General features: G+C 30.2%; 20 protein-coding genes. 2 read left to right on the top strand and 18 right to left on the bottom strand.

Annotated features, from left to right (window positions below; translation table 11 throughout):
- Positions 1 to 2: 2 nt before the first annotated feature.
- Positions 3 to 1,208 carry an ROK family transcriptional regulator gene (locus BEE63_RS03585; RefSeq protein WP_066020077.1) on the bottom strand — a complete coding sequence of 402 codons (1,206 nt, stop codon included), beginning with the start codon at positions 1,206 to 1,208 and terminating at the stop codon, positions 3 to 5.
- Between the two features lie 188 nt (positions 1,209 to 1,396).
- Between BEE63_RS03585 and BEE63_RS21155 the strand changes: the two genes are divergently transcribed.
- Together BEE63_RS21155 and BEE63_RS03600 are read left to right on the top strand one after the other, a co-directional pair.
- Positions 1,397 to 2,423 (top strand): IS1595 family transposase gene (locus BEE63_RS21155; RefSeq protein ID WP_100369859.1). Its coding sequence is split into 2 segments (ribosomal slippage): positions 1,397 to 1,894 and positions 1,896 to 2,423, totalling 1,026 coding nucleotides; the frame shifts between segments, so codons are not numbered across the junction.
- Positions 2,424 to 2,438: 15 nt separating this feature from the next.
- On the top strand, positions 2,439 to 3,044 hold the full coding sequence (locus BEE63_RS03600) for a hypothetical protein (RefSeq protein ID WP_066020079.1): 606 nt from the start codon (positions 2,439 to 2,441) through the stop codon (positions 3,042 to 3,044).
- Between the two features lie 169 nt (positions 3,045 to 3,213).
- Here BEE63_RS03600 and BEE63_RS03605 read toward each other — a convergent pair whose 3' ends face one another.
- From BEE63_RS03605 to BEE63_RS03685, 17 genes are all read right to left on the bottom strand, one after another.
- Positions 3,214 to 3,387, bottom strand: coding sequence for an aspartyl-phosphate phosphatase Spo0E family protein (locus BEE63_RS03605; protein ID WP_066020080.1), 174 nt, complete (start codon positions 3,385 to 3,387; stop codon positions 3,214 to 3,216).
- A gap of 241 nt (positions 3,388 to 3,628) precedes the next feature.
- Positions 3,629 to 5,152 carry a sialate O-acetylesterase gene (locus BEE63_RS03610; protein ID WP_066023147.1) on the bottom strand — a complete coding sequence of 508 codons (1,524 nt, stop codon included), beginning with the start codon at positions 5,150 to 5,152 and terminating at the stop codon, positions 3,629 to 3,631.
- A gap of 27 nt (positions 5,153 to 5,179) precedes the next feature.
- Complete coding sequence (locus BEE63_RS03615; protein ID WP_066020081.1) at positions 5,180 to 6,058, bottom strand: ROK family protein; 879 nt, start codon at positions 6,056 to 6,058, stop codon at positions 5,180 to 5,182.
- A 24-nt stretch (positions 6,059 to 6,082) separates the two neighbouring features.
- On the bottom strand, positions 6,083 to 7,474 hold the full coding sequence (locus BEE63_RS03620) for a glycoside hydrolase family 1 protein (protein WP_066020082.1): 1,392 nt from the start codon (positions 7,472 to 7,474) through the stop codon (positions 6,083 to 6,085).
- Between the two features lie 34 nt (positions 7,475 to 7,508).
- Positions 7,509 to 7,817 (bottom strand): PTS lactose/cellobiose transporter subunit IIA, encoded by a 309-nt coding sequence (locus BEE63_RS03625; protein ID WP_066020083.1) that lies wholly within the window; start codon positions 7,815 to 7,817, stop codon positions 7,509 to 7,511.
- A 16-nt stretch (positions 7,818 to 7,833) separates the two neighbouring features.
- Positions 7,834 to 9,207: a PTS sugar transporter subunit IIC gene (locus tag BEE63_RS03630; protein ID WP_066020084.1), complete on the bottom strand. Its 1,374-nt coding sequence runs from the start codon at positions 9,205 to 9,207 to the stop codon at positions 7,834 to 7,836.
- Between the two features lie 42 nt (positions 9,208 to 9,249).
- The gene (locus BEE63_RS03635; RefSeq protein ID WP_066020085.1) at positions 9,250 to 9,546 is read right to left on the bottom strand and encodes a transcription antiterminator; all 297 of its coding nucleotides are present in this window, start codon (positions 9,544 to 9,546) and stop codon (positions 9,250 to 9,252) included.
- Between the two features lie 321 nt (positions 9,547 to 9,867).
- A complete protein-coding gene (locus BEE63_RS03640) occupies positions 9,868 to 12,639 on the bottom strand; it encodes a sigma 54-interacting transcriptional regulator (RefSeq protein ID WP_066020086.1) in 2,772 nt (923 codons plus the stop codon).
- A 183-nt stretch (positions 12,640 to 12,822) separates the two neighbouring features.
- Positions 12,823 to 14,538: a methyl-accepting chemotaxis protein gene (locus BEE63_RS03645; protein WP_066020087.1), complete on the bottom strand. Its 1,716-nt coding sequence runs from the start codon at positions 14,536 to 14,538 to the stop codon at positions 12,823 to 12,825.
- Between the two features lie 311 nt (positions 14,539 to 14,849).
- Positions 14,850 to 17,534, bottom strand: a complete 2,685-nt coding sequence (locus tag BEE63_RS03650) for a sigma 54-interacting transcriptional regulator (RefSeq protein WP_066020088.1) — start codon at positions 17,532 to 17,534, stop codon at positions 14,850 to 14,852.
- Between the two features lie 185 nt (positions 17,535 to 17,719).
- A complete protein-coding gene (locus BEE63_RS03655; protein WP_066020089.1) occupies positions 17,720 to 18,223 on the bottom strand; it encodes a hypothetical protein in 504 nt (167 codons plus the stop codon).
- A gap of 11 nt (positions 18,224 to 18,234) precedes the next feature.
- Positions 18,235 to 19,608: a glycoside hydrolase family 1 protein gene (locus BEE63_RS03660; RefSeq protein ID WP_066020090.1), complete on the bottom strand. Its 1,374-nt coding sequence runs from the start codon at positions 19,606 to 19,608 to the stop codon at positions 18,235 to 18,237.
- Positions 19,609 to 19,716: 108 nt separating this feature from the next.
- Entirely contained in the window at positions 19,717 to 21,051 is a 1,335-nt protein-coding gene (gene celB, locus BEE63_RS03665; RefSeq protein ID WP_066020091.1) for a PTS cellobiose transporter subunit IIC, read from the bottom strand.
- A 27-nt stretch (positions 21,052 to 21,078) separates the two neighbouring features.
- Positions 21,079 to 21,390 (bottom strand): PTS sugar transporter subunit IIB, encoded by a 312-nt coding sequence (locus tag BEE63_RS03670; protein WP_066020092.1) that lies wholly within the window; start codon positions 21,388 to 21,390, stop codon positions 21,079 to 21,081.
- Positions 21,391 to 21,448: 58 nt separating this feature from the next.
- A complete protein-coding gene (locus tag BEE63_RS03675; RefSeq protein ID WP_066020093.1) occupies positions 21,449 to 21,769 on the bottom strand; it encodes a PTS lactose/cellobiose transporter subunit IIA in 321 nt (106 codons plus the stop codon).
- Between the two features lie 339 nt (positions 21,770 to 22,108).
- Entirely contained in the window at positions 22,109 to 23,533 is a 1,425-nt protein-coding gene (locus BEE63_RS03680; RefSeq protein WP_066020094.1) for a HAMP domain-containing histidine kinase, read from the bottom strand.
- A complete protein-coding gene (locus tag BEE63_RS03685; protein WP_066020095.1) occupies positions 23,530 to 24,216 on the bottom strand; it encodes a response regulator transcription factor in 687 nt (228 codons plus the stop codon). Before BEE63_RS03685 ends, BEE63_RS03680 begins: the two co-directional genes overlap by 4 nt.
- Between the last annotated feature and the right edge of the window lie 41 nt (positions 24,217 to 24,257).

Raw genomic sequence — 24,257 nt, forward strand, 5'->3', positions numbered from 1 at the left:
TTTTATTTTCCTCCAATGTGTATATTATTCCCTAAATAATTTTCTATTACCATTAATGCTGAACCTACTGCTATAGCATTTTCTTTAAATTTGCCACCCTTACTAAACACAACTTTATTGTTTGTACAGTTATTTTTGCGAAAAGCATCAACGCACTTTTCATAATATGACTCATAGTTTTTAATCAAAGGTCCATATAAAATCACTAATTGAGGATTTAATAATCTTACAAGATTCGCAAGTCCAATACCCAAAGTATAGGCACCCTTACTTACGATTTCAAAAGCAAGTTCATCTTTTCCACTAGCTGCCAGTTCTAATATTTTCTTATACTCTTCCTCCTTAAATTTTTCCTGCTTGCAACTTCGTTTTTCATCCTTTAAATTAAATCTTTTGACTACAGCCTCAATAGATGAATAACTTTCTACAGAACCTATGCTGCCACAAATAAATTTTTTATCATTTAAATCAACAATCATATTGGCGAAAGCATCTTCTGAATTATTCATTGCTCTAATAATGGTTCCACTAGTTATTGCTGCTGACCTTATTCCTATTCCACAATTTATGTATACAATGCCTTCTAGTTTTCTACCCATACCAAATAAATATTCAGCTAAAACAGCATTGTTAGCACCATTATCTATAAAACAAGGAATAGAAAGCTTCTCTTCAATCATGTCCTTTAATGGCACATTGTTCCATAAATCATTAAAAAAGTTTTTAGGCTTTAAAAGAACACCCTTTTGCCTATCAAGCGGTCCTACAGTTCCTATACCTATACCCAATATCTCACTTTTATCTATTGATAAATCTAGCAACTTTTGCTCTATTAAAGAAACAATCTTTTGGACAGTTTTTTCTGGTGAAAAGCTATCATTCATAAAAAACTCTTCTTTTTTCAAAATATCCATTTTTAAATTCGATACAATTATTCTTACATAGGTTCTTGATATATCAATACCTATGACATATATTCCCCTTTGTATTACGCTGTATTCCACTGCTTTCCTTCCACCAGTTGATTCAGCTGTACCTACTTCCGTTATTAGTTTCTTATCCTCAAGACTTTTCATTACTCTATTTAAAGTTGTCAGCGTCATACCTGTTAACCCCTGCAAATCTTTCTTTGTAATGATGTCATTCTTATGAACTATGTTAAGTGTACTTAGTTCTCTATCTGATAATTGCCTTAGAATTTCACGCATACAAACCTCCTCTTTATATATTTAATTTATACTATTATTATATACCTTTTGACCAATTTGGCAATAAGTTCTTTGCCTAATAAATAGTATTTTTAATTAAGGCTATGTTTTAAATAAGTGTTGAAAATTGATATATATTAGAAAAATAGGTTATAATATAGATAGAATAGTGTTTAGAATGTAGAATTATGACAAATGTAAAGTCTATATTAAATGATATTGAAAAGTTACCATTACATCAGAAAGAACAAATACTATCAACTTTAGAAGAAATTCTTGTCTTAGGTTCGCAAGTGAGCCAAGTAGAACAAGAAGTTAAAGAATTTAGATTTTCTAAGGGGAAAGTATGCCCAATTTGTAGCTCCGAAGCTATATCAGGAAATGGTAAGTATAATGGTAAACAAAGATATATCTGCAAGTCTTGTAAAAAATCCTTTACTGATTTCACTAATTCTGTAACTTATAAAAGTAAGAAAACATTAGATAAGTGGCTTAAATATGCTAAGTGCATGGTTAATGGATATTCTATTAGGAAGAGTGCTAAAGTTGTAGAAATTAACATAGCGACAAGTTTCTTTTGGAGACATAAAATTCTTGATTGTATAAGCACATTCTTAGTCAAGGGATACGTTGATGGTGTTATTGAAGCAGATGAAGTATTCTTTGATGAAAGTTTTAAGGGTACAAAAACCTTCTAATATGCCCAGACGCTCTCGTAAAAGAAGCAAACAAGTTAAGAAAAGAGGTATCTCAAAAGAACAAGTTTGCATTGCTACTGCTATTGATAGGCAAGGTAATTTAATTATGGAATTAGCATGTAAAGGTAGAATTACCTCCAAGGAATTAGAAAAATTATATGATGGACATATAAGCAATGAATCTATACTTTGTACTGATAGTCATAAAAGTTATATACAATTTGCAAATGATTTATCATTAGAACACAAACGTATAAAAAGAGATAAACATAAAGAAGGATTATATCATATTCAACATATTAATACTCTACATAGTAATTTAAAGAAATGGATGAATAGGTTTAATGGTGTTGAAACAAAATATATCAACAACTATATTAAGTGGTTTAAATGGCTTCAAATGTTTGATATAGATAAAGAAATAATAAAGGCTAAAAATTTTATAGTTCAAAGCAATGTAGCACATTCATATATCAAAGTAAAAGATTTAAAAAGCAGAAAACCAATATATGTATAATGGGTGGTGTGAAAAATGGGAATAATTCTGTCACTTCAAGGTTGTATGGCTGTTGGTAAAACGACTGCTGTGAATTATATCAGAAAAAATGTTCCATATATAAATGTAGACTATGAGTTGAATAGTAGTGTAATTGATGAAATTAAAAGGAGGAATTTAGATAAAAATAAATTCTCAGATTATATTGAAATTCAAAAATTATGGATAGATAAAGAAATAGTACGTTGGGAAAAATCTCAAAAATATGAATGTTCACTAATGGATTTTGGTGCTGAGGAAATCGAGTTTTATACACTAAATTATCCAAAATCAATGGGGTTTGATTGGGATGTAGTCACTGATTTGAAAAGTGAATTAAATAAATTACATCAATGTTTACCTAATCGTATATTATTCTTAGACGCAAGTAAAGATGTGCTAAGAACCCATAAAGAAAATGATACTACAAGAAATAGAAATTTCTTTGAACATCATTTAACACATCTTTTACCATTGAAAAAACAATGGTTTCAAGCTAAAGAAAATGTGGATTTTTTGAATGTTAGTACTTTAAATTCCGAAGAAGTTGCAATTGCAGTTAAAAAGTGGATTGATGATTACTTAAAACTGTTCAATGTCTAATATTATGGGCATAATCTGTAATTACAAAGAATTCTAAATGTATTTATACAAAAAATTATAGATGGACAATCCTAACTATAATTTTTTATCATATTTCAACATTATATTAAAACATAGCCTTAATTAAAAAGGCAGAGTGCCAATTTGGTGTACTCCGCCCTTTTCTTTCTTACTTGTCCAAAGTTTTGTTAATAATTTCATTGTACTTATTCAATACCGTATCAAGCATCTGACTGGCTGCTACTACATCTGGATTGACCAGATTGCCATTTTCATCAATTAATTTGTTTAAATTAACTCTAAGTTTTTCTATTTGTTCTTTTATTTCTTCAATTTCTGACATTTTTCGACCTCCTTCCATTTTAAATATATAGGAAGGAGTAATAATATAAAATATTAAAATAAATCCAACTGATAAGTATTTTATACTTAATGTAATTTTGTTGATATATGCCGAATTTCTGTCAGTGTAGTAATAGTAGGTCTGTTGTATTTAAATATAAATATTGTGAGCCGAAAAAGCAGATGATTTTTTGCATAAAAATAAAAAGCTTCCTGAATATACTTCATGGAAGCTTTTTATTTTAATATTTAAAATCCGTTCTAAAAGGGCTAGCCGGCAGGCCACTTTTATTATAAAGATTAACCTCATCATAATTTTTCCAGCCATATCTCACTTTCTTAGGATTTTTAATGTTTTTATTATAAACTATAACCTTATTTCCACCATCGATATAAGCTTTTGCATAAACAAACTTATTATCTTCGCCACTTATTTCAAAACCTTTAAGCTCATCTCCACCTTTTATTACAAGACTATCGTCCCTTGTAAAATCAAAATATATTATTATCCTGCCAGCTTCAATTTCCATACTCTTATAAATAGGAGAATATCCATTTATATTTTCTTTATAAATTCTATTTCTCACCATAAGAGCTAACCTTTCACCTATAGGTTTTTTATTCACAGGATGAATATTAAATTTTTCTCCACAATCTATAGTCACGATCATATCCGTGTTTTCAGTATTTCTCATAACAGATAATTGATTATCTCTTAGAATTGCCCAACTGTTTTTAGGCTTTTCTTCCTTATCATCATAATAATATGGTAATTGCACAAATACAAATTTTAACTTTGGATTTTTAAAATCCTCTCTCCAATTTTCTATTAAACAGTTAAATAATTTTTTATACAAAGTGCAGTTCTGTGTATCTTCTTCGCCTTGATACCATAAAACAGCTTTCACCTTATATGGAACCACTTTTCTAAACATAGTACTGTACAATCCTGAAGGACGCAAATATGACTTTTTACCAAATGGAGGTGGCCAAGGAGTATGTCCTACTGCCTTTTTCACTTCACTCATTGACTTGTGCGGATTATCTTTCTTGTACTTTTCTAATTTGCAATTGTATTTTTGAACAACCTTTAAATATTCACTATTTCTTTTATCTTCCTCTTCTTCCGTCATATCCTTTACTGCATCTAAATAATCATCTAAATAAGCCTTTTTAATACTCTCATCTCGTAAAAGATACCTTTCATCAATCCAACAGGAAGCTGAAGTTCCCCCTTTATTGCAGCTTATTATACCTATAGGTACATTTACATATTTATACAAGTTCTTTGCAAAATAGTGTGCTACTGCAGAAAAATTTTCTGAGCTTTCTGGAGAACATGTCTCCCACTTCCCCTCCTCAAAGTTAGGTATTCGCTTATTTTCATCTTCATATTCTATTTGAGGAACACTATAATAACGTATATTCTCTGAATATGAATGCTCTATTTCTTCTTTACCATACATAGAATCTTTAAGCTTATATTCCATATTAGACTGTCCCGCTGCAATAAATACATCACCAATTAATATATTTTTTAGAACCATTTCGTAACTTCCACAGATAACTTTCATATCAAATGGTCCTCCTGCATTAAGCACATCTAATATTATATTCCATTTTCCGTTTACACATATAGTTTCCTGCTTTTGTGAGCAAAATTCGACTTGTACCTTCTCACCATCTATTGCTGTTCCCCATATTGGAACTTTACTTTCTCTCTGGAGAACCATATTATCTGTAAACATAGAATTTAATTTGAACATCTTTTTCACAGTTTTCTCTCCTTTAAACTACTGATTTAAAAAATTATATACTGCTCCAATTAAGTTGGCATCATTTTCGAACCTGCATTTTTTTACATTTGGTTTCACTTTAGCAATTTTAACTTTTTTTAGTATCATATCTATATGTTTATTTATATTATCTATTAAGTCTTCCCTGGCACTTATCGCTCCACCTATTATGGTCATTTGTGGATCATACGCATATTGAATGTTGTATATGGCCTTTGCTAAATTATCATACATAACTTCAATTTCCCTTTTAGCTATTTCATCCCCATTTTCCTTGAGCTTAAATGCCATTTCACCATTAACCTCAATGTCTGGTATTTTTTTTGCTTTAGCAACTCTCTTTGCCATTTCCACTGTAGATGCCGCATTACTTAACGTAGTATAATCATCTGATACAATCATATATCCAAATTCTCCGCCATGAAGATTTGCTCCTTTATGAATCTTTTTATTCTTTACAACTGCTCCACCTATTCCAGATCCGCATATCATGAAAACCACATCATTTAAGCCCTCTGCAGCCCCCTTCCATACTTCCCCTAGTGCTGCACAGTTAGCATCATTCTCCATTGACACCTTAAATCCTAGAGTATCACTTATCTTTTTCTTTATATTAAATCCATGTATGCATGGAACTGCACTAAATCCGCCTATTATTCCAGTATCATTATTAACAGCTCCAGGGAGGCTCATTCCAACACCTCTAATATCGTATTTCTTCTGAAACATTACTTTAACATCATTTAACTTACTTATAAGAACTTCAACATCATCTTTGGGCGTCTTAAATTTTCCCTTTTCTAAAATCTCTCCATTTTCATTAACCATACCATATTTTATACTAGTTCCACCTACATCAAAACTCAATATGTCCATAATCACATTCACCTCTACAATAACTTAGTTAAAACCACCATTCTCAGTTAAACTTTTAAACCAATGTCCAGATTTCTTTATGGTTTTTCTTTGAGTAGCTAAATCAAGCTCTATAAAACCATATCTGTTTTTATAAGCATTGCTCCATGACCAGCAGTCAATAGGGGTCCATAAGTGATATCCAAAACATTTTGAACCTTTTTTTATACCTTTATTTAAAAATGCTAAATGCTCCTTTATAAAATCTATTCTATAGTCATCCTCAATAGTGCCATATCTATTTTTAAACTTTTCTTCTCCTTCAACACCCATTCCATTTTCTGAAACATACCATGGTATATTATTGTAATTATCCCTTATATTTATAGCTATATCATACATAGCCTCCGGGTATATCTCCCATCCCCTATATGGGTTAATTCGCCTATTGGGCATAATATAATTTTCAAAATATTTATCGGGTTTCCAACCGTTTTCTGCATAAGGTTCTTCCCTCTTTTTTATTCTTCTAGGCTGATAATAATTAATTCCTAAAAAATCTACAGTATTGTTTTTTATTATATCAATTTCATCATCTGAAGACTCCCAAATTACATTATCATTTTTTAGCATTTCTACAAGCTCTAATGGAAATTTTCCTTTTACAGCTGTATCCAAAAACATTCTATTATAAAACATATCTGCAAAATTTGCTGCTTTAACATCTTCCTTTTCCTCACTTCTAGCGTAAGATGGTGTCAAGTTTAAAATAGTTCCTATTTTCCCTCCATCTTTATTGTATCCACCTTCTTTAAAGGTTTTTATAGCTTTAGCAGAAGCAAGATTTAAATTATAAGCTACCTGAACGGCCTTTTTTCCATCAACTAATTTAGGGTAGTGAAACTGTTCTAAATATTGCCCCTCAACTACAACTATAGGTTCATTAAATGTGGTCCAATATTTAACCTTATGAGAAAATAACTCAAAACATTTATTTGCAAAACCATTAAACAATTCAACTACATGTTTAGATTCCCAGCCTCCATACTTTTCATAAAGTTCCACTGGAAGATCAAAATGATGTAAATTTATGATAGGCGTCATGCCTAATTTTATACATTCATCAATAACATCATTGTAAAATCTAATCCCATCTTCACAAGGTTCAAAGGTTTCAAAATCCTTGATAAGCCTTGTCCATTGTATAGAAGTTCTAAAGGAATTAAATCCTATACTTTTCATCATAGCTAAATCTTCCTTATAACTATTGTAAAAGTTAGATGCAACATTTGGACCTACTCTATTAAAAAACGCCTCAGGTTCTGTATCATACCAGTAATCAAATACACTTTTATGTTCTTTATTAAATCTACCTTCTGATTGAGGTCCCGATGTAGCCGCTCCCCACCAAAAGTTTTTAGGAAATTCGTATTTCAATTTATCGCCCTCCAACTTTTATAGTAAATTAACATTATTTATTTTCATATATTTTTATAAATCTTTCTGTAAGCTCTATAACCGTACTAGCAGACATAAAATGATCTTGAGCATGTATTAAAAGAATGGTTTTTTCAATAGTTTCACCATTTACTTCCCTATTTAAAAGACCTGTCTGTATTTCGTGAGCTTTGTGTAATTCCTCTTTAGATTCTTTATACTTTTCTCTAGCTTCTTTTATTTTTCCGCCTTCTGCAAGCATTATAGCTTGAAGTGCAATGGACTTTGCATTACCTGCTATATAAATAAGTTCCATTGCTTTTTCCGCATCCTTTTCATTCATACTAGTGGCCTCCTTATTATTTTGCTGTTTCTTTATTTTTCTGTTTCTTTAATTCCATCATATCTGCAATTTTAACAAATGGAAGATAAATTAATATAGCTATAACTAAATTTATTAGCTGAACAAGTGCACCTTTAAAAGTTCCTGTAAATAGTACTCCAGATATTAGTGGTGGAACTGTCCATGGAACATTGTTAGTTATAACAGGTATAAATCCTATCTTAGTGAAAAAAACTGCTATATAAAAGCAAAGTGGCTGAACCAATACAAAAGGAATAAAGTAAATAGGATTCAATATTATTGGAAGCCCAAATGTAATAGGTTCACTTATGTTAAATATCGCTGGTGCTAAAGCTATTTTACTTACTTGTTTATTTTGCTTTAATTTTGAGAATATTAAAAGTGCTAAAACCGGTGCTAAAGCAAATGTTCCTGCTGCAATAGTCGAAAAATTCATGAATAAAGTTGAGTACAAGTGATGTGCAGTTCCCATCATATTTTCTGTATCTGCAATTCCCCAAGTTACTCCAAATATAGGTCCCCATATTGAAGTTGGATGAATTCCAAACCATTGAAGTAATGGCCAAGTTATCTGGGAAACCAATGCAAAAGCTGCTGTTCCTGAAATAGCCATAGCCGGCTCCTGAAGTCCTTTTAATAGTAATTCAGGCATAGAAAGTCCGGATACTTTATTACTTATAGCCGTAAGTATTATATATAGTGATAAAGTTAATAGGCCTGGAACAAGTGATTCAAAACTTCTAGCAACCGCAGGAGGTACTGAATCAGGCATTTTTATTGATATATCTTTTTGAAGCAGTTTATTATATATATATACTGCTGTTCCTGCTATTAAAAGTCCTGCAAACATCCCCTGTGGTCCTAAAAAATTAGGATTTATAACACCACTTATAGGAATATTTTTCTTATTGATTATTGCAGTATAATTCCATGGTAAGCAAACAAAATATGCTGATATTGCATAAAGAACTGATACTATATGCTCTTTGTTTTTAGGAAAAAACTTTTTCGAAATAACATAAGAAAATACAACAACTATTAGTAATGCATTTATGGACATTGCACCTTGAACGAAAAATGAAAACAATGATTGTACATATTTTAAATTATTCATAAAATCTGAGCTCTGCCAGGCTGACTGGCTTCCAAATATTACTTTTCCCAGATTCAAACCAGAACTGCCAAATATAATTCCATTAGGATCTAAGAATACACTGTTAATCATAGTGGCAAAACCTGCTATCATAATAACTGATGAAACAAGGACAAAAGAATCTCTTAGTGCTAAAAGTAATTTATTCCCCGCTACTTTTCCTACTATCATTGTGAACTTTTGCTGAAACGTATTAAATCTCTTATTGTTCTCCATTTCTTTTTCTCCTTCCTAATTAAAAATTATTTTAATTAGCTTTTATAATTCTCTCTCAAGTTTATCAATTATTTTGTTTCCATCCATAGAACCAAATTCAGCCATAGTAAGTAATATTACTTTTTTGTCTGGATATTTATCCTTAACCTGATCATATGCCCATGAAATTTGAGGGCCTATCATTATAACGTCTACATCATCTTCGACCTCATCTATCATTGCAAAATCAAAAGCCTCAATTACATTGCCTGTTATTCCTTTCTCTGCATAAGCTTTCTGCATTTTTTTAGCTAATAAACTTGTTGAAAAACCCCCACTACAAAACAACGAAATTTTCATAATATATTTCCCCTTTCATAATTAAAAATTATAAATTCATATCATTTCTTACACTACTTTAATATAGCAATTACCATGCCATAATATATTTCATTTTAAATAAACTGTAACTTTTTTATCTTCAAACAGTACTAAAGCCCATTATTACACGAATTAAGAGACTACTACAAAAATTTAATTTTCTAGCAGTCTCTTTTGGTTATTACCATATTTGTTATCATATTTTGTACAGAAACCGTTTTAATTCATACACATATAACTTTTTTCATACACATTATTCATTAATTTTTACACATACTATTTTTTTCATACACAATAGTACTATTCTCTTATACCCTTAATCAAAATAATAATATAGCAGCATTGTTCTATAGAAAATTTCACATCAAAAGCATCTTCTATAATATACATTTCCTCATCTATTACCTTAATCTCTTCACTATAATTATCCATAATATGCTTAGCATTCCTACATTCCTTTAAAACTTCTCCCATTTTCAATTTTTCTATACCGCAGGCTATATGAAATGCAAGACCTATTTTTTTATCCACATTTACTTTTATCTCAAGTCTCTCTTCTATATTTTTAATAAATACTAAAATTAATTTTTCAAATTCTTCAAAATCATACGCAGTTATGTCATCTTTTAAGTTATCTAACATTAAAGTTACTTCTTTATCTGAATTTTCCTCTACCTTCTCATTTAACAAATTACTATTTATGTTATTTACTAAAACTTGAATATTATTATATTTGTTGTCCTTAAAAAGTTCACTTACAGAAATATAAGGTATACCATAAATTTTAGGATTTACAGTTCCAACTATACACAAAATATTTTTTTCCTGCGATATTTTATTTATTTTAAAATTCATATCCTCTTCATTAACTATAGACATAGGCAAAACTTCAATATTTTTATCCTCAAAATTCACATTGTCTTCAATCATTTTTTTAAGTTTCATGGCACTGCCTTCTCCGGTCATACACATAGTTATTATTATATTATCCATATCGAGCGCTGCATTATTAAATGAATTTCTTTCATAATATATTGAATATCCTATCTTATCCACAACCTCCTTAAAAATCACATCTATATTACTTTCAAGTACTGCTTTTCTTGAACATTCAAGTCCAATTAACGTTGTAACCATGTCAATAACTTTAATTTTAATTCCAGTATCTTCGCTAATTAATTCTCCAAACATACCAAGTGATCCCATATCAACAAGAAGCAGTACTCCAGCGCCTTGATCTATTTGTATTATCAATTCTTTTAACTCTTCATATGCTTTATCTGTAGATTTGCTAAGAGGCATGTCATAAGAATAAGTATTATTTTCTCCTACTAGCTTATTTACAACATCTACCATAGACGAAGCAGTACTAACGCCATGCATAGCTATTAAAACAACAGGCTTATTTAATTCCTTATCTTCATTCATTATGTCATTGCAAATAAACATTGTGAGAAATCCAACTTCATCTAGTGGAAACTTTATCCCCTTTTCCTTTTCTATTATACTTGCAAATCTCATGCTTACAGCGTATTCATCAGGATGCTTTTCTATTATTTCACTTAATTTATAATTAATTATTTTCTTTCCATGCCTTACTCTTTCGAGAGAAGAAGATAAATGCATTGCAAGTCCATAAAATACTTTTTGTGGAAATAATCTATTAAGCTCCTTACCTGCATATTTAATAAATTTCTCAACAATAGAAATAACACTTTCATCTACAACCTTTAGTAATTCATCTCTGTTTACTGTTGTATCAATTTTGTATATGTATCTTTTAAAATAATTATCTACATCTATGCTCATAATCATTTGTATATCTTTATCGCTTATTCCACGCTTTTTAAGCTCTTCTATTCTCTTTTCAATTTCTTCATAGAAGGTACTTGTAATCTTATTGTCACCCTTTTCTACAAGCTTCTCTATTCCCCTTGGAGTATACACATAAGTTGTATCTTCATTTACAAGCTCATTTATTTCATTCTTATGTTTCTTGTAATTTAGTAACCCCTTTTTAACATATTGATTAAAATCTGATATATCAACCTCTATCTTCTTATTACCCTTAGATACACATCTTAAAAAAGCATTAGCACAACCAAGCTGTATATCATTTTTAAGCTGTCCGATATTTCCAACACAATTGTACAAAAGCAAAGACTTAATAATCTCAGGTGTTGCACATATCTCCCTTTTTATTCTAGTTGATTCAATTTTAAAGAATTCCCCAATAAGCTCAAATCTTTCAGCCAGAGTTCTTTCCTTTAAATATGGAAGCGTAATTATCATTGGAATTCTCCTTAAAAGCGTTGGCAAAAGAAAATCCTCAACCTTTTCTGTAGTTGCACAAATTATGAGTACGTTTACTTTCTTAGCATTTTTAATCTCACCAAGAGGTTTAAACTCTCCTTTATCAATTATGTAAAAAAGCATTTCCTGACCTTCTGGTGGTAATCTATGGACTTCATCTAAAAATAGTATACCTCCATCAGCTTCTTCTACAATTCCGCATTTATCACCACTTGCTCCTGTAAAAGTTCCCTTCTTGTATCCAAAAAGCTGTGACATCAGAAGTTGTGTATTATTAGCAAAATCAGCACAATTAAATGAAATAAATGGTGCATTATATTTTAAAATTTTATTTTCAACTGCAAATTTATACATACACTCTGCAAACATAGTCTTTCCAACACCAGTTCCTCCGAGTAGAAGTGTATGAAGTCCTCTAGGAGGATACAATATTGCTGCTTTTGCCTGCTGCACGCATTGCTTTAAACTTTTATCACTTCCTATAAGTGCTTTAAAATTTAATCCTTTAACAGCTTCATTTTTATTTTTAACTGTATTATTTTCTTTAATCAAATATAGTACAGGTTTCTGCTTTAATTTTATTATTTTATCTTCTCTATACATATTATTAAGAAGTGAACTAACATAAGTTCTCTGCATATTTAATGCCTTAGATATATATTCAGTTGTACAACCAATTATTTTGCCTTCTTCTTTCTGTTTCTCACAGGTATCACTTAAAAAAGAAAAAATTATAGTCTCTCTATTATCTCCTTTCAAGTAATCATCTCCTCATCATAATGTGTTCGTACACATTTTATCATATATCATTAAGCTTTTAAATGTATTTTGTATTATAAAGTCCATCAATGAAAAATAGCAAAGACTAAAAATGCCTTTGCTATTTCTGCACATTAATTTTTTAATTTTATCACTTTAATCCCTAAACATTTCACATTACAACTATGCTATTTTAAACTTCAATACCGTTTCATTGAGTTTTTGAGCTAATTGTGCTTGATTTTGAGCTGTTATTGCTACCTGTTCAGTTGCCTTAGATACTTCATCCACACTTGCTTTTATTCCCTCAACATGCTCAGAAGCTTTTTGTTGTGTCTCTGCCATAGTTTGTGATGCATCACTTACTTGATCCATGGTAGCTGAAACCTCTTCAGACATAGCAGCTAGTTCCTCTGAAACCTTACTTATGAAATCAGCATCATCATAATACTGTTGTCCAACTTCTTTGAAAGCTGTAAATCTCTGAAGTACATCCTTATTTATGAATTGTAATATTTCATCGCTGTTTGAAGAAAGATTTTTAAATGCCTCTTGTACTTTTATTATAGTAGAGTTAATTCCAGCTACTGATTGAGCTGACTGCTCTGCAAGCTTCCCAACTTCATCTGCTACTACGGCAAATCCCTTACCTGCCTCGCCTGCTCTTGCAGCTTCTATTGATGCATTTAAAGCTAATAGATTTGTTTGCTCTGAAATGCCCGCTATAGTCTCTGCCATAACTTTTATATCATCGACTACTTTTCCAGCTTCTATTGCCGCAATTATCTTATTTTTCTTTTCTGAATATAAGCTCTTAGTTTCACTTGTAGATTTTTTTACATATTCATTGCTCTTTAAAGCTCTATCCTTTGAATCACTAGAACTATTACTTTGATCCATTGTTTTTGAAGATAGCTCATTTAAACTTGAATTTACTTCTTCTACTGATGCATTTATTTCTTCTGAAGAAGCACTTGAATTTTCAATTCCTGATACTATATTAGCTACTGCTTCATCTATACTGCTTGCTTTAGATGAAAGCTCCTCAGAAGTAGCCGAAAGTTCCTCACTTGCAGCGCTCATGTCCTCAGCATTACCCATAATTACTTTTATTAGTTCTGCAACATGTTCCTGAGAAGAATTAAGTGACCTTGCAACTTTTCCAAGTTCATCCTTACGCCTTACTTCAATAGGTGTTGAAAAATCAAATATACTAAAACGTTCTGCCATTTTTTCGATTTTTTTAAGTGGTCTATTTATATGTTTTGCCATTAATATTCCAAGTATAATTGAACAAATTATGCTCCCTAAAACCACTATTATTGATAATCGCACTGCACTATTATAGGTTTTCTCACTTGAAATATAATTATCATTAGCAGATTTCAAATTAAAATCTATTGCTTTATCTAATACATCAAAAGCATCTTTTCTAGCTTCTGATACTTTATCAAAATAAACATCAGCTTCATCATAATTATTCTGCTGAATTAATTCAATGAATTTTTCTCTTAAGTCTCTCCAGTTTTGTAACTTTGTGTCAAGCTGTGAGTATAGTTGTCTATCTTCTTCAGTATCCATGGTAAATTTGTAATCTTTCATGATTTTATTATTTTCAATTTTTAACTTATTGATTTCTTTAGCAGACTCATCCATTCTATCTCTGCTGTTTCTATCCTTTAACCTTGTAAGATCAGCTCTTATTTCTGTTACATTAGTTTTTAATTTGTTTAAATCATTTGACCCTTTTAAGTCCATATTATATGTATTTTTTAAATCATTGTTTATGGCCTTACATTTACTTATACCAACTACCCCAGTAATAAGTGTCAATAAAGAAATAACTGTAAATACTAGCATTAGCTTTTTAAATATCTTCATATCTGATATTATTCTCATACTTTTCTCATCCTCCGTATTATTTATTACATTTTAAATAAATCCCCCCTAAGAGATTCTAAATAAATGTTACTTATATGTGTTTTGATTTTTATTTCACAATCATTTTTATTATACCATCCAGTATAAAAATATGCGATTCTTTACATTATCGTTATTTATAATATGACAAATTTTTTTGTGTCATTTATAAATCACACATTTTTTTAAAAGCTTTATTAACATATATTATATAATTCATGATAATATTTTCTTTTGTAATTTTCACAAAAAAATTAGGTGCTAATTAATAGCACCTATCTAAAAAAATTTTATTCATCTCTATTCACTAAAAAATTCATTATATAACACAACTCGCTGTCAGAAAATTCCACTAAATATTTATTGCATAGGCATTCACAGTTTTCTTTTACAACTGAATACACTTCTGAATTTTTCCTCATAAAATCGCCCTTATTAGGATACTCTGTAGGTTCTTTTCCTTTCTTAATTCTACTTATACCAAAGGCAATGTGGAGTACTAAACCTATAAATGTTTCATCGTTAATCTTGATTTTTAGCCTCATTTCTATTCTTTTTATGCAATCATATATATCATCATATAATTCTTTTCCATCAATATTATCTATATTCTCTTTAAGAACAAGTGATAATTTCAAAACTACGGATTTTGTATCAACAAGTTCTTGCAGTTCATTCATTATATTCATGCTAAGTACATCATGCATATTATATTGTTTTATATCTAAATCTATATGAAAAGATGAAACAATAAATAGAATTTCTCTATCTTCATTTATAGAAATAAGCTCCCTTTTAAAATGATTCTTATCAAGACAGTTTAAGCATATTATCTCAAATAAATCTTTATCATACTTGAGATTACTATTAAGAAAACTTTTTATAGCTAATGAACCACCTTCGCCTGTTAAACATGCAGTTACAATTGCCATCTTCTTTTTTCCATCCTTATTAGGCATATCATCCAAATGCTGAACCACATGCTGATAAGAATTTATTGTGAAAATGCTATCATATATCTCATCCAGTGAAAGACCTAACATTGCCTTTCTAGCTGCTTCTATTACATGAAGCGTTGAAACTAGTGGAAAAACTTTTACAGGTACATTAAACTCTTTCCTAATTACATCACCAAAAGTAGTAAGTGATCCCATGTCAACAAGCAGTATATACCCATTTGTAGAAAAGTTCTTTTTAACCGTTTCCCTTAATTCTTCTAGAACTACAGATGGTTTAACTTCGAGTGGACAATTAATGCCTGTTACAAAATTTTCTTCTAAAAGTGTATTTGCAACTTCAGCCATAGATGTAGCTGTACATTTTCCATGCGCAATAATGATTACATTTACTAAATCTATTACTTTTGCAGGATATTTTTCATCATTGTTTAAAAGAAATAATGCAATATAGCCAGCTTCATCATCAGGAATTGGATGATGAACATATTTTTCGATTTCTCCCTTAGCTTGCAATGCTATTTTATATTCTGTAGGATATAGTTTTTTTATAGTCTTAAGTTCCGGATTAATCACAGACTTATTATTATTTATTCTAGTTATCAAAGTATTTATATGAAGTGCTAGTGCTGTATACATATTATTATTAAGATTTCTTTTAAGCGAAGTTACAATTTGGTAAACTATCTTATCTATAAAATTTAATGTTTCCTCGCCTAATATATTAAGTAAATTTTTTTTATTTACTTCCTCTGACACTCCTGTTATATACTTACTAAAATATTTTGATATATCTTTTTCAATGATATTTTCTATATCAATTTTAGATATTCCTTTATACTTCAAAGTTTCAAGCTTTCGCTCTATATACTCATAAATATTATTTCTATTATTATATTCAAGTTCTTTTTCAGTTCTATCGTCTTTACTAGAAAACTTAAAATATTCTACTTCGTCTCCCATTAATTTATTCCATAAAATTCTGTGTTCTTTTTCCTTATAAAGACCTTCTTTAATATACATTGGAAGACTAGAACTATTTATTCTCACATCAACTTTTCCACTAGTTAAAAATTCAGAATATGCTTTAGCACATATTAATTGTACATCACTTTTTAACTGTCCTATATTATTAGGACAATCATATGATAAAAATGCTCTCATCGTATTGAGTGACACAGAAATATCTCTATTTAATTTTTTACTTTCATTCTTAAAAAAAGTTTTTACAAGATAAAGCCTTTCTTCAGATGTTCTTTCACTTAAGGAAGGTATTGTAATTATCATAGGTATTCTTCTTGTAAAGGTCTTCAAAAGTGCTGAGTTAGGATTTTCCGTAGTAGCTGAAATTATTAGAACATTGGATTTTCTTAACTCATCATCACCCATTCTTCTAAATACACCTTTATCTAAAAAAGTAAAAAGTGCTTCTTGACCTTCTGGAGGCAGTCTATGTACTTCATCTAAAAATAGCATTCCTCCATTGGCTTTCTCTATTAATCCAACTTTATCTGTATCTGCACCTGTATATGATCCTTTTTTTACACCAAATAACTGTGAAGTTAGAAGCTGTGGATTATTAGTATAATCAGCACAATTAAATACTATGAAAGGTGAATTTTTATCCTTCACTTTTAGCTCAGCAGCATAATCATGCATTAAAGATGCAAACATTGATTTACCTACTCCAGTACTTCCAAGTATCAAACAATTCATTCCATTTGGAGGATATAATACAGCTGCTTTTAACTGCTCAACAGCATGTTTTAAACTAATATTATTTTTTACAAACTTGTCTAAATTATTTTCTTTAACCTCAGTATCATCACATTTTGAAACAAAAAATAGAACCGGTCTGCCAGGTGTCTTAAATACTTTTCCATACTTACATAAGTTATTTAATTCATAACATACATTAGATCTACTTATATTAAGCATATCTCCAAGTTCTTTTGCACCTATTTTAGTACCTTTAGGCAATTCCAATAACTTATTATATATTTGTTCTCTTCTAGTCATTAATAACCCCTCCTTAAATAATTAATTTATAAAAACTGCGAATCTTATTATCACTTTGTACTACTTTTGAAAATAGCCAATAAAGAGTGGCATATGATTAAAAAAATAGTCTACCATATAAAAACTATTTTTTCAATATGCCACTCAACTTTACTGATTTTTTCGATAAAAATCACGCATATTAATTATTTGGGAGCTCCTAGATAGGGAATATCCTCTTTAACAGCCATTAAATAGTAACTAAGTGCAAGTAAAGCAACAAATGGCCCAAAAAATCTATTAAACAAAGAACAAATAAGCAAAGAATGTGCAATATAATTAAATGTAACTCTAAAACTTAATTTGTCGGATTTTCTAAAATGAGCTACAATTTTAGCCAAAAGACTTATTAAAAATGTAGCTATGATTATCTCTACAAACATAGAAAAAGCAGTAATCAAAGCGTTCTTTAAGGTAAATCCAGATACATATACTTTAAATACTGAAAGTTTACCTGTAAATAATGACATAAAGAACTCTGATACTATTAAAAATATCATGCTTATTATCACTGTGATCCCCTGAAATAGAATTATTCTAAAAATTGACTCCTCTTTAAATTCATTATATTTATACGGTTTAAATAAGCTAACTTTTATTTCTTCAATTATATTCATATTCATAGCATCATTTATCCTTTCATTCATCATGTAGAATATTCTTAACCCAATTCTCTCCCATTAGAATCTATAACCTTTTTATACCAATAGAAACTCTTTTTCTTATATCTTTTTAAATCTCTCAAATCCTTCTCACCACGATTTACATAAATAAAGCCATATCTTTTTTTCATTTCGCCGCCTGAACTCAAAAGATCTGTTGAGCCCCAGGTTAAATATCCAATTACTTCTACACCTTCTGACATGGCAATTTCCATCTGTCTAATATGTTCTCTTAAATAATCAATTCTATAATCATCATCAACTGTATTTTTCTCATTAAGTTCTTCTCTTACTCCAATTCCATTTTCAGATATAAAAATAGGTAATTCATATCTTGAATAAACATCCTTTAAAGCTACTCTGAGTCCTATAGGATCAATAGACCAACCCCATTCATTTTTCTTCAAATTTGGATTTGGCATAATACCTTTAAGATTTAACTCATCATTTTCATTAACATCTTTTACAATTTGACTTTGATAATAGCTAAAAGTTAAATAGTCCACAGTATTTTCCTTAATAAGTTCAAGATCCCCATCTTCCATTTGGAGTTTAATATTTTTTTCTTTTAAATAACTTGTAATATATGATGGATATTCTCCTTTTGCAAATATATCAAAATAAAAATCTATAAAAAATTCCTTTGCCTTAATGAGCGCAAGATTATCTTTAGGATTGCAGGATGCAGGATATAATGTTGTATATGCAGCCATTCCTCCCATTTTAGCATCTGGAATTATTTCTTTAAGAGTTTTTTTAGCCTTTGCTTGAGCAACAAAAACATTATGACACATCTGATATCTTAATGCTTCGTCAGTCTCATCTCCAGAAAGTTTTACTCCCCAGTGTTCAGGCATATTAAACATCAAATTTTCTTCATTAAATGTAATCCAGTATTTAACTTTGTCTTTAAAATGCTTAAATACAGTTCTTGCATACTTTTCAAATAAATCAACAACTTTTCTTGAAGCAAAGCCATTATATTTTTGTGCTAAAGCTAGTGGCACATCAAAATGATAAAGTGTGATAACTGGCTGTATACCATTCCTTAATAATTCATCAAAAACATCATCATAAAATTTAAGTCCTTCTTCGTTCACTTCTCCTTCGCCGTCAGGAAAAATTCTAGCCCACGAAATACTTGTTCTGTAAGCATTAAATCCCATTTCTTTAAATAATGCTATATCCTCTTTATATCTATGATAGAAATCCACTGCTACTTTCCAATCTGAAAAATCATCCTTTATCTCTCTTGCATCCACTATAGAAGGTCCCTTACCACCTTCATTCCATGCTCCTTCAGTTTGAAAAGAAGTTACGGCTCCACCCCATAAGAAATTTTCAGGAATCACGTTTAATTTTCTATTTACCATTAAAGTTCCTCCTCATATTAATATTACAATATCCATCACGTTTTATTTTAATATTAAAAATAGTTTTTGGGAATACTGAGTTATATTCCCAAAAACTTAATTTTAGAGTTATTCAGCTTCTACTGGAGCAGCCTGCTCTTCTTGATAGTAATTCTTATCTACCATTTTTAAGAATGGTAAGTATATCAAAGTAGCAACTAACAATTCAACTATTTGTAGAATTGCTCCTCTTACACCACAAACTAAGAATCCTCCGATTACTGGTGGTGTAGTCCAAGGTATCAAAATACCTGAAAGTCTAGGAACTAATCCAGATGCTATTGAGAAGTAGCACATTGTATTCATAACAAATGGCACAATTATAAATGGTATAGCCATAATAGGGTTTAAAACTATTGGAAGTCCGAAAGTAATAGGTTCATTAATATTAAATATACCAGGTATTATTGCAAGTTTTCCAATCTTCTTACATTGTTCTGATTTACATAAGAATATCATTGATAAACATAATCCAAGTGTACAACCAGTACCACCTAATTGCATGAATATATCTTGGTATGATTGAATTACAATGTGTGGCAAAGCTTTACCTGCTTGGTAAGCAGCAACGTTTTCTGCCTGTAATGACATCCAAAGTGGCTGTGTAACTGCACCAACAACGTTTGTTCCGTGTATACCAAATATCCAGAAAAAGTCCATAAAGAAGTTCGCAATAACTGATGCAGGATAAGTAGCACCAAGTGAAGTAAGTGGTTCTTGCAAAATTTTAAATATAAAATTATGAATAGTGCTGTATGGAGTATAAGTAAATCCTAATCTTACTAAGTTGAAGAAATACATTACAAAGAATGCAGGTATTAAAGCTGAGAATGCTTTTGAAACCGAAGGTGGAACACCAGCTGGCATTTTAATTACCCATCCACGATGGTCAATTTGTCTAACAATTTCAGTTGCAATTATAGCTACAAGCATTCCAACAAACAATCCACTAGAACCAAGCCAAGTAGTAGGTATTATACCTGATATAAAGAAGTGGCTTTTAGTTCCTGTTGGAGTATAATTCATCCAGAAAGGAGTAACTATTAAGAAACCTACTAATGCAACTACTCCAGTACTTACTGGTTCAATATCATAGTATTTTGAAAGACTGACCGCTATACCAATGATAACAAATATAGTCATAAGTGCCATACTACAGTTATAAGGAATGTTAAAAAAGTCATCCCAACCAGCTCCAAATATGCCCTTCATGAAGTCTCCATAACCTGTTATAGGAAAATTAGCGAATAATAATGACATTGCTCCTACTATTAGAAGCGGCATTGCAAGCATGAAACCATCACGTATTGCTAAAAGATATCTGTTTTCTGATATTTTTCCAGCAATTGGCATCATGACTCTTTCTAGATTGGACATAAATTTACTTTCTTTTTGTTCACTCATGATTTTTCCCCCTGTTTCTATATTATTTTATTTATTATTAGCAAGCTTTAAAGCTTGATCTAATACCTTAGCACCGTCCATCATTCCATAACTTGCTGGACTTATAACTTCTACTGGAATTCCCTTAGGTTCACATGCCTTTTTAGCTTTATTAAGAGCATATCTTACCTGTGGTCCTAAAAGTACAACATTTACTCCCTCTAATCTTTTTGCCATTTCAGCTTCTGGGAAAGCTTCTATATCTACTTCAACACCCTTTTTCTTAGCTGCCTCCTGCATCTTAGTAACAAGCATACTTGTTGACATTCCTGCTGCACAAAATAATCTAATAGTAATCATAATAACTTCCTCCTCTTTCTTATACGAAATATAATTTTTTTAATATTTTATAGATAAATTACTTATTCATCAATGAATTAACTAATTTTCTTAATTCAATGATTTCGCAGATCATATTTTTCTCTGATATAGTTGTCATTAAATGATCCTGCGAATGTACAAATAATACTGATACTTTTAATTTTTCACCACTTGCTTCTTTTTGAAGCATTGATGTCTGAACATCATGAGCCTTACCTATAGCTTCATTTGCCTTATCGATAAGACTGTCTATTTCATCATATTTTCCTTCTTTGGCATTTTCAAGAGCTTCATACATATATCCTCTTGCGTCGCCAGAATAAATTATTATATTCATTACTGTTTGTTCTAAATCCATTTTTTATACCTCCATATTGAAATAATTAAATACTGTTTTGTCACACTTATATACATAGCAATTATCATGCCAAACATTATTTTTCCCCACAAAGTTAGTTTTTTCAACATTTTTATTGTCATTAATTTAGTGTCTAACATTTTTTTTTAGTGTCTGAATACGTTTTCTTTAGTGTCTGAATACGTTTTTCTTAGAGTCTAAATAGAACTAATTTAGTGTCTGTATTCCTTTACATAAAAAGACACAATAGCATACAAATAAAAAAAATAACAAGTCTACATTTCTGCAAACTTGCTATTTTATTTAGTATCCTTCACTTTTCAAACTTTTTTGTAACAATTAAATGAGGCTTCCTGACTCTAACTCAAAGCTAAAACAAGTCTCATTCTCCCCGTCACTTTTTACACTTATGTTTCCATTCATTCTCGTAACTACTTCCTTAGCTATAGCTAAACCGAGTCCAGCGCCTTCTTCTTTATGAGATTTATCTACTTTGTAAAATCTATCAAATATAAGGGATAAATTTTCATTATTAATCATAGAGCCTGTATTATATACAGATATTATTGTCTTTCCACTGTCATTTTTTGCAGACAGTGTAATTATACTGCTATCCTTTGCAAATTTTAAAGCATTGTCAATCAAAATTGTGAGTACTTGTCCAATACGATCAATATTTCCTTTTGCATATATTGGGGTTTCACTTTTCTTTACTATTAACTTCATATTTTTGTCTTCCATTAGAATTTGAAATTTATCCTGCTGATCATATAATATATTTGAAACATCAACAACTTGCATGTCAAAAGGCGTATTCCTCGACTGTAGCCTTGACAATTCAAATAAATCGTTTACCAATCCATTTAGCCTTTCAACTTCATTATAAATAATTTCATAAAAATGAGTTTTCTTTTCTTCGTCCTTAACCATTCCCTCTTTAAGTGGAATAATTAACCCCTTTACAGCTGTAAGTGGTGATCTCAGTTCATGAGAAACATTTGCTACATAGTCTTTTCTAGTCTGCTCAAGTCTTGTAGATTCAGTAACATCCCTAAAAATAAGTACTGTACCTACAATACTATCATCCTCAGAACGTATTGGAGAACCTGAAATTAAAATACTCTTTTCCTTGAAGTCACATGTAGTTATTTCTGTTTTTTGATTTTTAATTGCCCCTAAAGATACTTTTCTCATTATTTCACGTAAATCATCTTCTAATTCTTCCATGCCAAATTCTATATCAAACATCTCTTCAAATGTTCGATTTTTCAAATTTACTTTTTGATCTAAATCAAATTCCAATAATCCATCGCTCATAGAGTTAAGTATCTGTCTCAATAAATTGCCTTCAATAGTAAGTGAATTAATTGTTTTAGAAAGTTCTGATGCTAATTGATTTAATGTAACTGCCAGTTGTCCAATTTCTCCACTATAATTATCCTTTGCACGAACTGAAAAATCACCCTCTGACATGGCAATTGCAACTTTTTTCATTTCCACTAGTGGACTAACCACTTTTCTTGATGCATACAAAACAATTGGACACACAACTACTAAGGTGATAAGCATAGAGCAAAGAACTCCTGTATTTACTCCAAATACTATTTGATTTGCAGTCTTAATTCTTTCCTCAATGTAACTTCCATAAAAACCATAAAACACAATTGACAGTCCTATTGATGCTAGTATAAGTGTTAGCATTACAATAAAAATAATCTTAACATATGAGCTTTTTATATTCAAATATTGTTCTCTTTTTTTCATATTCCCGCCTCAAACTTATATCCTACTCCGTAAACAGATTGAATTCTTTCAGCATAATCCCTAGGCAAATGTGAACGAATCCTGTTAATATGGGTATCTATTGTTCTTCTATCTACATAAGTATAATCTGCACCCCATACCTTATCTAGTATTTCATCTCTTGAAAGTGCTTTACCTGAATTTGATATAAGCATAAATAATATTTCAATTTCCTTTGGAGCTGCATTAATTTGAACATTATTTAAAAGTAATTTATAAGTTGAAGCATTTACTTCAAGATCACCAAATCTAACAACCGATGCCACTTTCCTTACATTTATATCTTCTAGCCTTCTAAGTACAGTTTTAACTCTTGCAACCACTTCCCTTGGGTTAAATGGCTTTACAATATAATCATCTGCACCAAGCTCAAGGCCTAAAAGAATATCAATTTCTTCTCCTTTTGCAGTTAACATAATAATTGGGATTTTAGATACTTTACGTATTTCTTTACATATATCAATTCCTGACAAATATGGCATCATAATATCTAAAATAACAAGATCAAATTTTCCTTCTAATGCTTTTTTTAGTGACTCTCTTCCATCATATACGCTTGTATATAAAAAATCATCTGCCTCTAGATATATACCAAGAGAGGTATGAACTGCTATATCATCATCACATATCAAGATATGCGCCATTTTAACTTCTCCCATCCATCATAATATTATTTCTTTAGTTA

This window comes from Clostridium pasteurianum, assembly GCF_001705235.1.
In the GTDB taxonomy this organism is placed as follows: Bacteria; Bacillota; Clostridia; order Clostridiales; family Clostridiaceae; genus Clostridium_S; species Clostridium_S pasteurianum_A.